This window comes from Pseudomonas caricapapayae, assembly GCF_001400735.1.
In the GTDB taxonomy this organism is placed as follows: domain Bacteria; phylum Pseudomonadota; class Gammaproteobacteria; order Pseudomonadales; family Pseudomonadaceae; genus Aquipseudomonas; species Aquipseudomonas caricapapayae.
Genome location: NZ_LJPW01000103.1, coordinates 20676 through 33034, shown reverse-complemented (window position 1 = coordinate 33034; position 12359 = coordinate 20676). Strand labels below are relative to the sequence as shown.

9 protein-coding genes and 1 pseudogene are annotated in these 12359 nt (G+C 57.7%); 9 read left to right on the top strand and 1 reads right to left on the bottom strand.

The genetic code is table 11. The features are described 5' to 3' along the window. Positions 1–284: 284 nt before the first annotated feature. Positions 285–1505 (top strand): cellulase family glycosylhydrolase, encoded by a 1221-nt coding sequence (locus tag ALO80_RS14605; RefSeq protein WP_055009506.1) that lies wholly within the window; start codon positions 285–287, stop codon positions 1503–1505. 434 nt (positions 1506–1939) lie between these two features. Further along, a complete protein-coding gene (locus tag ALO80_RS14600; protein ID WP_055009505.1) occupies positions 1940–3190 on the top strand; it encodes a cellulase family glycosylhydrolase in 1251 nt (416 codons plus the stop codon). A 115-nt stretch (positions 3191–3305) separates the two neighbouring features. Here ALO80_RS14600 and ALO80_RS14595 read toward each other — a convergent pair whose 3' ends face one another. Further along, the gene (locus ALO80_RS14595; protein WP_055009504.1) at positions 3306–5432 is read right to left on the bottom strand and encodes a TonB-dependent siderophore receptor; all 2127 of its coding nucleotides are present in this window, start codon (positions 5430–5432) and stop codon (positions 3306–3308) included. A 191-nt stretch (positions 5433–5623) separates the two neighbouring features. On the opposite strand from ALO80_RS14595, the gene pncA reads away from it, so the two are divergent. From pncA to ALO80_RS14560, 7 genes and pseudogenes are all read left to right on the top strand, one after another. Then, positions 5624–6268 (top strand): bifunctional nicotinamidase/pyrazinamidase, encoded by a 645-nt coding sequence (pncA, locus tag ALO80_RS14590; RefSeq protein ID WP_055009503.1) that lies wholly within the window; start codon positions 5624–5626, stop codon positions 6266–6268. A 140-nt stretch (positions 6269–6408) separates the two neighbouring features. Next, positions 6409–7347, top strand: a complete 939-nt coding sequence (locus ALO80_RS14585) for a formate/nitrite transporter family protein (RefSeq protein ID WP_055009502.1) — start codon at positions 6409–6411, stop codon at positions 7345–7347. An 86-nt stretch (positions 7348–7433) separates the two neighbouring features. Beyond that, positions 7434–8117: a response regulator transcription factor gene (locus ALO80_RS14580; protein WP_003371891.1), complete on the top strand. Its 684-nt coding sequence runs from the start codon at positions 7434–7436 to the stop codon at positions 8115–8117. Next, positions 8095–9492 (top strand): sensor histidine kinase, encoded by a 1398-nt coding sequence (locus ALO80_RS14575; protein ID WP_055009501.1) that lies wholly within the window; start codon positions 8095–8097, stop codon positions 9490–9492. The genes ALO80_RS14580 and ALO80_RS14575 overlap by 23 nt, the downstream gene beginning before the upstream one ends. Before the next feature lie 497 nt (positions 9493–9989). Continuing rightward, complete coding sequence (locus tag ALO80_RS14570) at positions 9990–10853, top strand: alpha/beta fold hydrolase (RefSeq protein ID WP_055009500.1); 864 nt, start codon at positions 9990–9992, stop codon at positions 10851–10853. A gap of 98 nt (positions 10854–10951) precedes the next feature. Continuing rightward, positions 10952–12139 (top strand): efflux RND transporter periplasmic adaptor subunit, encoded by a 1188-nt coding sequence (locus tag ALO80_RS14565; protein ID WP_055009509.1) that lies wholly within the window; start codon positions 10952–10954, stop codon positions 12137–12139. Continuing rightward, positions 12136–12324: pseudogene (locus ALO80_RS14560) on the top strand (efflux RND transporter periplasmic adaptor subunit); the annotation flags it as partial. The gene ALO80_RS14565 and the pseudogene ALO80_RS14560, both read left to right, overlap by 4 nt. Between the last annotated feature and the right edge of the window lie 35 nt (positions 12325–12359).

Here is a 12359-nt window from a genome sequence, read left to right as displayed (position 1 = left end):
GTATAAGAGACAGTCTCTACACCATGACTTATGACCTTCTATTCACCTCATTCATCATCCTCTCCGCCCCCCCACAGCGCCCACCCTGGAATACCTAACTAAAAAGATGCACAACCCCCAATAGAATCAATACGTTAATCATCTGCTGTTTCTTTAACGCAGCCTCGACAACTAACACTCACTCACGCTCGGCACTTGTTATTTCACTTTCAACCACTTGAAACACTCCCGCGCCCTCTCTAGCATCGCCGCCGAACTTATCCCCCTCACTGTAGAGATGCTCGATGAATATCAACTCAACCCGGTCATATAACCTCTCACTGCCCGCGACTGAACGATCTGCTGTAACAAACAAGGCAGCACTGCCGGTCAACACTGGCGTCAGTGATGCCGATACGAACAGGCAGGCACAACCTGACACGTACACCGCCTCTGACATGCCTGGCTTTACAAGGGGCCCCGCAGAGGCACAGGAAGCCTCTCCGGTCTATACAAGAGCCCTGCTTTATCGTAACGCCCAGTTGCAAAAGCCAACCGCCTCGCCAGAGGCTGCGCCGGCCAGTCAACAGACGCCCGCGCCTGCACCTACAGCCACTGCAAACGCTCTTCAGGCCACTGCTGCAAAGGTCGAAGAAAATGTTGCAGGTTCGACCACGCCTGTCAGCAATGCGGATACCGGTTCACATGGCGGTGCCAATGTTGATCCGAATGACATTGCCACGCCCGCAGCGGCCACGAAAATGATTCAAGACCTTAAAGGCATTGGAGGGGGAACGTTACGCATCCAAATGACGCATGACCAACTCCAGGATACCCAGCAAATGGATAAGCTCACGGCCTTGATTAACGAAGGGGACAAACAAGGCGTACATGTCCAGTTCACGTTCCGTGACAATGCGAACGGCGGTGGCGGAAGCGTGTTGACGGGGGATAAGTTGAAGCAGGCCTCAGCCGACATCAGTAACGTGGTTAAAAAGTTTGGCAGTCACCCCAGCTTTGTATTGGACACTTTCAACGAGGGTGGTACCAACGCCAGCCAGGGCTGGGCTGACATGGAAAGTGAATTGATTAAAGTGGCCCGTAGTACCGGGTATACAGGAAGTATCGTTGTGGAAGACAGCAACTGGGGCGGTGGCTTGACCGCGGGCCCCGAGAGTGGACTGGTGAAATACGCCGATCAATTAAAGGCTGCCAACGGCAAAAACAACCCTGGCCTGATTGGCAGCATTCACGAGTATGCCAATGATGCGAATGCTTCTGCCCGCTTGGCCAGCGAGATCAAGGCACTTCAACTCGCCGGTTATAAACCTCAGATCGGTGAGGTCGGTAATGCCAACTGGCTGGGAGGAGACAAGTTCGAGGAAAGGGACGGTGCCACTCAAGCAGTGAGGGATAATCTCACCGCACTAAAAGCGGCGGGAGCCGATATATTGCCCTGGAAGGATCAGTTTCAAAATGGCAAACTTCGCCACCATGTAGGGTTTTCAAAATCAGATCAATACTGATGATTCACACGCGCCTCATGCCGTCCCTATTCAAGACCGGCAATTGAAATTCGATGCTGCGCTCCCGACGCTTTTCAGGAGCCAGCACCTTATGAGGAGACACAGCGTCAACGTCGAACATTCAACGGAGCTGAAGCAACCCGTTGCGGACCATCGATAATCAAAGGCACTCAGCCGCTCTGGTTTTTATTGCTCTAAAAGCCCTATTTATGCGATCTTTCCGCACCGACAAATAACGCTCGACACCTAATGGCGCAAAAAGCCCCCGGTTTAAGAAAACAGAACACTTGTTACGGTGATAAAAGCGTCATCTCAGTCCTCCCCTCCTGGCCATATGAACACCGTCATTCAATCAGTCATCGCTCCCCTCGAAACTCATCACCCTGTGTTACCGAGCGTCGTCATTTTTCGTACAGAGCCTACAGAGGCATTCGATGAACATCCGCTCAGACAGGTCATATGACCCTCCCATGGCCGCCCGGGAAAAGCCTGCAATGGCAGACAGAACCACGCTGGCCGTGAGCACCGGGACTACTGACGCGAGTCCGGCGATCCAGGCGAAACTCGACACGTACACCGCAACTGACAGCCGCTCCGCCGAGGCATCGGAAGTTTTTCCGGTCTACACGCGAGCAATGCTCAATCGAAATGCCCGGTCACTCGAGAACGAAGCATCTTCGTCAGATACGGCTTTACTCGTCAGTCAGAAAACACGCGTCAGCCAGGATGACACAAAGGCCCTTCGTGAAGAGCTGGCCGCCGTCAAAAACACCACGGCCGCTTCGGAGCCGGAAAAAGAAGTCAAAGAAAAAGACAAAGTGGCCTCTTCAGAGCCCGTCAAAAATACCGAGCCTGTCTTGCGTGGGGGAGCCAACGTCAATCCTGATGACATCGCCACACCAGCTGCAGCCAAAAAAATGATTCAGGACCTGAAAGCAATTGGAGGCGGAACCCTGCGCTTTCAGATGACGCATGATCAGATTAAGGATGTCAGGCAGCTGGATAAGCTCAGAACATTGCTTGATGAAGGCGGCAAACAAGGCGTAAAAGTCCAGTTCACTTTTCGTGACAACGCGAACCAGGGTGGCGGAAACGTGCTGACCGGAGAAAAACTGAAGGAAGCGTCGACCGACATCAGCAATGTGGTCAAAAAGTTTGGCAGTCGTTCCGGTTTCGTGCTGGACACCTTCAATCAGGGCGGCAAAAGCGCCAGCCAGGACTGGGCCGACATGCAGATCACCCTGATCAAGTCCGCGCGCAATGCTGGCTATAAAGGAAGCATTGTTGTCGAGGACAGTAACTGGGGCGGAGGCCTGACCGCTGGCGCGCAAAGCGGCCTGGTCAAGTTTGCCGATCAATTAAAGGCCGCCAATGGTGAGGGCAACCCTGCCCTGATTGGCAGTTTTCATGTGTATGCCCGGGAAAGCGAGGCCTCCTCCCGGCTCACAAAGCAGATCAAGGCGTTGCAGGAGGCTGGCTATAAATTCCAGATCGGCGAAGTGGGTAATGCCAACCTGCTGATAGGAAACACTTTCCAGCAAAAGGACGCCGCCACCAAGGCCTTGCAGGATAATATGCCTGCTCTCAAAGCGGCGGGAGTAGACATCCTGCCCGGGAAGAATCAGTTCCAGGATGGCAAACTCAGCCGCCATGCCGGGTTTGCAAAGTCCGATCAGTTCGGGTGATTCAACGCTCCGTGCGAACGAAGCCAGGTGTCCATGACGCACGCCCGCTGAGCCCGACCCGGAAACGGGTCAGGCTGTCCCTGTGAGAACGCGGCATCCGCAAATACAGGCACCCTCATAACGTATAAGCAATCCCCACCTGCAGCGTGCGCGGCGCCCCCGGATACGCGTAGACGTTCCCGAAAGCACCTTCCTCATACTCGGTATTGAATACGTTTTTCAGGTCCAGATTGAGCTTCACCTGCGGGCTGATCTTGTAATAGGCCAGCAGGTCGAACACGGTGTAGCTGTCCATCGAGAAGGCGACATTGGCAGTACGCCCGGCGCGCTGGTCGACATAGCGACCGCCGCCGCCCAGCCCCAGACCACGCAAGGTGCCGTCCTGAAACTCGTAGACGTTGAGCAGACTGAACATCTGCTCGGGAATGTTCATCAGCCGTGTGCCGGTGCGTAGCGTATTGTCCTTGGTCACTTCGGCATCCACGTAGGCGTAGCTGCCCATCATCCGCCACTCGGGCGTCAGGTTGCCGACCACATTGAGGTCCAGACCGCGACTGCGCACCTCACCTGCCGCCACGCTGAAGGTTGAATCCACCGGGTCGGTGGTCAGCACGTTGCGTTTCTCGATCTGGTAGATCGCGGTGTCGACACTCAACTGGCCATCCAGCGCCTCCCATTTGGTACCGATCTCATAGGACTTGCCTTCCTCCGGCTTGAAGCCTCCACCCAGGCGGCTGGCACCGCTGTTGGGCTTGAACGAGCGCGCCGTGTTGGCGTAGACCGCGACACTGTCAGTCAGGTCATAGGTCAGCCCCAGACGCGGTGTGACCGCGTTATCGCTGGCGGTCCAGCTGCTGGTGCCGGGCAGGAAGGAGTCGTAGTCATGCTCGAAACGCTCGAAACGCACACCGCCCAGCAGTTTCAGTCGCTCGGTCAAGGCCACTTGATCCTGTACGAAGGCCGCCCAGGTCTTGAGGTTTTCCTTGTCATGGGTCGTGGTCCGGGTCAGTGCGGGCCGTGCCTGGCCATAGACCGGATCGAAAATATCGATCGGGTAGGCACCGACGGCACCGCTGGAGCGCTGAATAATCGACTTGTAGTCGTAATTCTCATACTCGACCCCGGTCAGCAGCGTGTGGTCGAAGCCAGCGGTGGAAAAATGCCCGGTCAGGTTCAACTGTACGTCGCGATCCGTCCATTCCAGCTTGCGATAGTTGAAGTTGCGACCCAGAGTGCGACCGTCGGCCGCCAGGCCGTTGGCCTCGATGGCATCGCCTTGCAAAGAGCCGTCGAGCATCTGCACGCCGCCGCCCAGCTTCCAGTCGGCGTTCAGGTCGTGGTCGAAGCGCAGTTGCACCATGTTGTTGTCATTGTGCAACTTGCCCACGCTCTTCTCGCCGAAGAAGGTGTCGCGCGACGCGCTGCCCGCCTGGTTGGCGTAACGCGTCAGGCCACGATCCAGCGGAGCATTGTTGCGCATGAAGTCGCCTTCGAAGGTGACGCGTGTTGCGTCATTGACCTGCCAGCTCAAGACCGGTGCTACACCATAACGCTCGGTCTCGACGTGGTCACGGAACGTATCGCCGCCCTCGCCCACGATATTCAGGCGATAGGCAAAACGCCCTTCATCATCCAGCGGCCCGGAGGCATCCAGCGTGCCGCGCTTCATACCCTGATCATTGAGCTGAGTGCCCAGCGTGACCGCTGGCTCGGCCAGCGGCTGCCTGGAGACCACATTGAAGGTGCCGCCCGGATCGCCGCGGCCGTACAGCGTGGTGGCCGGGCCACGCAACACCTCCAGACGCTCGATGGTGTTGGCATCCGGCATGTTCGGATAGCCACGATTGATCGGGAAGCCGTTGCGATAGAACTCGCCTGTCGTGAAGCCGCGCACCGTGAATGTCGTCAGCCCTTGGCCGCCGAAGTTGTTGGCTCGCCCGACACCGCCCGCATAATCAAGAGCGTCCTGCAAACGCGTGGAACCGATGTCCTCTACTGCGTCGCGGGTCACGACGCTGACGGACTGCGGGGTTTCATGCAACGAGGTATCGGTACGCGTGGCGCTGGCGGACCGTGTGGCCCGATAGCCTTCGACCGGTCCTTGCGCCGTTTCAGCACTGGCTGCTCCCTGGATGTCGATGTTCTGCAACTCTATGGAAGGTTGCCCGGCAGCCACCTGATCTGCCCAGGCGGCTTGAGAGATAGCTTGAATGACGCAGAGTGAAACGAGAGTACGACGCATCGACGTGCAGCCCTTGGCAAGAAACCAGGCCTCTTGGGACCCGGCAGGATTTTTCGCGGATAGTACAGATTCTCATTAACATCTGATACAAATTCGCAAAAATATCTTTTACCGATTCCCTTCTCTGGCTTAGCAAATGCAGGGACAAACGGGCAAACTGGCGTTCACTGCACCCGACGAGAGAACCGACAATGCCTCTTTCCAACAAGCCCGCCGACCCGCGTTGCGCTTTGCTGGTGATCGACATGCAGTACGACTTCATGCCCGGCGGGCAACTGGCGGTGGCGGACGGCGACACATTGTTGCCGTTGATCAATCGTCTGGGCGCGCGTTTTGCCCGGGTGATCATCACTCAGGACTGGCACCCTGCCGGGCACGTTTCTTTTGCGTCCAGCCACGCGCAACGTCTGCCGTTCGAGAGCATCAACCTGCCTTACGGGGCGCAAACCCTGTGGCCGGACCATTGCGTGCAAGGCAGTCGCGGCGCTCAGTTGCATGCCGAGCTGGATCTGCCTCACGCACAATTGATCCTGCGCAAGGGCTGCAACGCGCATATCGACAGCTATTCGGCCTTTCTGGAGGCCGACCGCACGACCAGCACCGGGCTGGCAGGGTATTTGAAAGAGCGCGGCATCGACACGGTGTTCGTGGTGGGCCTGGCGCTGGATTTTTGTGTCGCCTGGTCGGCTCAGGATGCGCGCAGCGCAGGTTTCAATACATATGTCATTGAAGACGGCTGTCGTGCCATCGACATGAACGGCTCGCTGGAGCACGCCTGGAAAACCCTGCTGGGCATGGGCGTCGAGCGCGTACAAAGTGCCGATCTGCTGGGCTAGACCGGCGTATTTGCCAACTGGCACAAACATTCTTCGATGCGCCCGGCAACTGGCGAACGACGGCGCACGGCACCTGTCTGAACCATCGGACCGGCATTGCCCGTGCAGGCCCATTCCATCACTGGCGCTGAGGATGTTGTATGGACCACGAAGTAGACGGCAAGACCCCCGGCCTCTCCGCCGAGGAAGAGCGCGAGATTGATGAGAACCAGCCGCCCCGCGCGGCGGTATTGCATGAAACTATCCGTATTCAGGGCGACCACGAGCTGGAGCGCAGCATTGCGGCCCTGTGGTGGTCGGCACTCGCCGCCGGGCTGACCATGGGTCTGTCGCTGATGGCGATGGGGTTGTTCAAGTCACGACTGGAAGGCATACCCGGCAGTCATGTGATCAGCAGCCTGGGGTATTCGGCGGGATTTCTTGCGGTCATCCTGGCGCGTCAGCAATTGTTCACTGAAAACACCATTACTGCCGTGCTGCCCGTCATGAGCAAGCTGAATCTGGCCAACATCGGTCGGTTGTTCCGGCTATGGGGGGTGGTTCTGGCGGGCAATCTGGCGGGAACGCTGCTGGTGGCCTACGTCATGCTCAATCTGCCGATTTTCGATACCAGCACAGACAAGGCGTTTCTGGAGATTGGCCACAAGGTCATGGAAAACGACGTCAGTCAGATGTTCTCCAAGGGCATCGTGTCCGGCTGGATGATCGCGACCATGGTCTGGATGATTGCATCCATGGAAAAGGCCAAGATCGCCATTATCATTCTGATTACCTACCTCATGGCGCTCGGGGATTTCACGCACATTGTCGTGGGCTCGGCCGAAGTGTCTTATCTGGTATTTGCCGGAGAACTGGGCTGGAAAGATTTCTGGTTTACCTTTGCCGGTCCTACACTGGCGGGCAATATCATCGGGGGCAGTTTCATTTTTGCATTGATCAGCCACGCACAGATCCGTAGCGAAAAGGATACGACTGCCAAACTGGAGCGCGATCGTCGTAACAAGGCAGAAAAGAAACGGCTTGAAAAGGAGCAGCAGACGCTCAAGGACGCCGATTCCAGAATGCAGAACGACATATGATCCCCATCATTAAACTTTCTTTCAGAAAGCGCGGCGGCTTTTAAAGGCAGAATGAGTTTTTGAACGCACTTATTCAGGCAGGGACCATGACCCGAATTCTGGCAATCGAAGATGATGCCATCACAGCGAAGGAAATCGTGACCGAACTCAGCAGCCACGGGCTGGAAGTGGACTGGGTGGATAACGGCCGTGACGGTCTGGCGCGTGCAGTGAGTGGCGACTATGACCTTATTACGCTGGACCGCATGCTGCCGGAGATGGATGGTCTGACCATCGTCACCCACCTGCGCGCCCAAGGCATCTCCACGCCGATTCTGATGATCAGCGCGCTCTCCGACGTGGACGAGCGCGTGCGCGGGCTGCGTGCAGGCGGCGACGATTACCTGCCCAAACCCTTTGCTTCCGATGAAATGGCGGCGCGCGTCGAAGTGCTGCTGCGACGCAGCAACCCAGTCAGCGCCGCCAAGACGGTGCTGCAGGTTGCTGATCTGGAACTGAACCTGATCACCCGCGAAGCCTGTCGGGGTGGCGAACCGCTGACCCTGCTGCCGACCGAATTCAAATTGCTGGAATTCCTCATGCGCAACAGTGGACAGATCATCACACGCATGATGATTTTCCAGGAAGTCTGGGGCTACCACTTCGATCCGGGCACCAACCTGATCGATGTACATATCGGTCGTCTGCGCAAGAAGATAGACCAACCTGGCACCGCACAACTGATCCAGACCGTGCGAGGTTCAGGTTATGTTATTGCCGAACCCGTCTAAGGGCTGGCGATCTTCTACAAGCCGATTATTGGCGCTGTACAGCTCCCTGTTCGTCGCCTGGAGTGTGATGCTGCTGGGCGTTCTCTACTGGGAGGTCAACTCTTACCTGGACACCCTCGCCCGCCAGTCACTGACTCACCGCCAGCAATTGTTCTCGCGGTTTGAAGGTCAGGCACTGGTCGATGCGCTGGCCACCAGCATGACGTTCGACACCCGTGCGGTGGATGCCTACGGCCTGTTCGACCAGAACTTCCGTCCGGTGGCAGGCCCCATCACCAGCGTGCCGAAAAACCTGCCCATCGACGGTCAGATCCATGTGTTGACCGACTGCATCGAATCGGATGATCCGGGCCTGCCGCAAGGCAGTTGTGATGCGATAGTCAATCGAACGTCCGACGGCCGCTGGCTGGTACTGGTGCGCGAGAACGGCTCGCTGCTTGCCGTCAGCACGCTGATTCTGCACGCGTTGCTGTGGGGCATCTCGCTGACCATTATTCCAGGGGTCGCTGGCTGGCACCTGTTGCGCCGCCGCCCTTTGCGCCGCATACGCGCCATTCAGGCCAGCGCAGAATCGATCATCGCCGGTGACATGGCGGGTCGGCTGCCGGTATCGAACAGGCGAGACGAGCTGGACATGCTGGCGGTAATCGTCAACGCCATGCTCGACCGCATCGAAAAGCTCATGAACGAGGTCAAGGGCGTTTGCGACAACATCGCCCATGATCTGCGCACCCCCCTGACACGGCTACGTGCCCAGCTCTATCGCATTCAGCAGCAATCAGCACACGACTCGCCCCATGCCACCCAGATTGCCCAGGTCATCAGCGAAGCAGACACGCTGATGGCGCGTTTCCGGGGACTGCTGCGCATTTCGGAGCTGGAAGACCGTCAACGACGCTCGGCGTTCGTCGAGCTGGAGCTGCGGCCACTGCTGCAGGAACTCCATGATTTCTACCTGCCGCTGGCCGAAGAAGACCAGATCACACTGTTGCTGGAACTGCATGACACACTGCCCGCTCTGGTGGGCGACCGCGCCCTGCTGTTTGAGGCGCTGACCAACCTGCTGGGCAATGCGATCAAGTTCACCCCTTCCGGCGGAGTCGTTAAAATCAGCGCCTACCCCGCCAGCGACGGCAGCACGCCGTGCATCGAGGTTCAGGATTCGGGGCCTGGCATCCCCGTCGCCGAGCGCGCAGCGGTCTTCCAGCGCTTCTATCGCAGCGAAACCGGCACCGAGCAGAGCGGCTTCGGCCTTGGTCTGTCGGTCGTAGCCGCTATCGTCAATCTGCATGGCTTTACGCTGCAGATAGGCACCAGCGAATACGGCGGCGCAAGCTTGCTACTGGAATGTCGCACCGTGCATGCCTTGGCGTAGCAGCAAAGCCACTATCCCTCCCCATATAACACCAGCGTGCCTGCTTTTTGACGAGCTTGAAGCGTCTGGACCAGTGGTTTCAGCAGTTTTGATATTAATCTGACGCGGATTGCCAAGCGCCAAATTGTAACAACATGTTACAAAATTAGGGCTTGCTTGACCGTTTCAGCGCGCACAAGTTCCCTCCAATAGTTACGCCTTTCTGGCTGAATAACGCGTTTTTCTCCGACAAATCCCTACATCGGGCAAATGATGATTCCCCTCGTGGGCAGACAAAATGTGAACGGTTAGACATTTTTATGACGTCAGTGTCTTGTCGGTCAGCTGGCGCTGCGCTATCTATACCCGGCAGCCAGGTTCCTGCTGCACCGTTTGCGCTGCACCCAAAATAATAACTCACCGGATTTCGCCATTAACCAGGCGAGGCTTTGACAGGGCTGCCAAAGCAGAGAACGCTGCACTAACTTGTTGGATCAAACATCGGCTGGGAGGCTGTTATGGGCGCACAATCAAAGATTTTAAGCGTGGGCAAGTACAAGGTTTATACCGAGACTTACTGGAAAGGCAGCGACGCCAAAACCATCTTGCTGGTCAACGGTGCGTTATCGACCACCGGCTCTTTCGGACAGACCGTCAAGTACCTGCAACCGCACTACAACCTGGTGTTATTCGACCTGCCGTTTTCGGGGCAATCCCGAGCGCACAACCCGGATGACATGATTGTCAGCAAGGAAGATGAGGTTCATATCCTCCTGCAACTGATCGATCTCTACCAGGTCAATCACCTGCTGTCGGTATCCTGGGGCGGCGTCTCGGCCTTGCTGGCCCTTGCCGAGTGCCCGCCTACCGTGGAGAAGGCAATCATCAGTTCGTTCTCGCCGGTCCTCAACGAGGCCATGCTCGACTACATCGACAACGCTCAGATCTACCTGGCCGCTCGCGAGAAGCGCAAGATCGGTTCGTTGCTTAACGACACGGTGGGCAAGTACCTGCCGCGCCTGTTTAAACTCTATAACTACAAGCACCTGATCAGCCTTGCCGAACACGAATACCGTCAGATCGACTTTCACATCAGCCAGATTCGCACACTAAGCGCCAGCAACTACGTCGAGCGTTTCTCCTCGATCAAGATTCCAGTGCTGTTTATCAACGGTGAAAAAGATGAATACACCACCGTTGAAGATGCGCGCATGTTTTCCAACTACATCGCCAAAAGCAGTTTCAACGTCGTTCCGGACACGGGGCACTTTCTGGACCTGGAAAGCAAGGCAGCATGGCATCACTCGCAGAGAACAGCGCTGACGTTCCTGGGCACCGAAGCCACTCAACAGGTATGGCCCAGCGTCACCGCGATGGCCTGAAACACGCTCGCCTGCGCCTGGAAAGCTCTGTGATCTTTCCGGCGTGACGCTGTGTTTTTCGGGTATTGGCTTCTTTGATCGGGCAGTGCTATCCGTTGATGATTTTTCCCTTTGCAACACTCTTGCGTGGGTACTGCCGTGGTTCCGGAAACCTCCGGCCATTGCACGCCACAAACGTTCGGTCCGGCCTTGTGCCGGGATTCATCTTGCTACTCTCGCTCAGCGCCTGCTCCGCAGGGAAACCCGCGGAAAAGGCGCTGGTGCGAGTCGAGGTGCAGCCAGCTGCCTTGTTGAACCTCTCCAGTTACGTGGCGCTGACAGGCGATATCCAGGCGCGCAAAGTGACTGAGCAGTCGTTTCGTGTGTCGGGCAAGCTGCTCAAACGGTATGTGGATGTCGGGGACCGGGTGCGTGCCGGTCAAGTGCTTGCCAGACTGGACCCGCGAGAACAGCAAACCGAGCTGGCGTCGATCCGGGCCGAACTGGCCATGCGGCAGTCGCGGTTATACCTCGCCGAACGAAACTTTCAGCGTCAGCAATTGCTGCTGCCCAAGGGCTATACCAACCTCAGTGAATACCAGAAGGCACGCGCCGGCCTTGAAAGCGCGCGCGGGGATCTGGCGGCGCTGCAAGCCCGGCTGGCGAGCGCGCTAGAACAGGTCGGTTACACCGAACTGCTGGCAGCAGCGGATGGTGTCATCACCGCACGACATGCCGAAGAAGGCCAGGTGGTCCAGGCTACCACGCCGGTGTTCAGTGTCGCCCATGATGGCAAACGCGAGGCGGTGTTTTCCGCGTACGAAGCGCTGCTGCTACCGAATCAGACCGGTGCCACGGTGACTGTCAGCCCGCTCGATCAGCCTGACACTCAGTTGACTGGCATCATCAGGGAAATCACGCCCATCGTTTCCGCCGCAAGCGGCACGTTGCGAGTGCGTGTGTCGCTGCCGGATGGAACCGTCGTACCGGCACTGGGCTCGGTGGTCAGTGCACGCTTGCAGACCCAGTCGCAGCGGGCGTTCGCCCTGCCCTGGTCGGCGCTGAGTCGCGCGCGGGGTCAACCGGTGGTCTGGGTGGTGGATACTCAGGCCAGGGTCAGACTGACTCGGGTAAACGTACTGCGCTACGAGCAGGGTCAGGTGATCGTTTCCGAGGGACTGTCAGAGGGCGACCGGGTGGTTTCTCGAGGGCTGCAGTTCCTCTACCCAGGGCAGCATGTCGAGGTGGCCGAGCAGGTGCCCGTCGAAACGGCCGTCTCACTGGCGTCATCGGCACCTGCACCATGAACGGCCCGTCCGCAGAACCACGACCGGCATACTCCTTGCGGCTGCTCTGCCTCCTGATCATGGCGCTGCCGGGCTGCGGCGACAAACCGCTCCGCGAACCTGTCGAGCGTCCCGTGCTGTTCACCGAGATTGCCGATCGGCGCAGCGCCCCTTATGCCCGTTTCGCCGGAGTCATCCAGGCACAAACCGGTATCAACGGCATGCAGCCCGGACAGAAAAT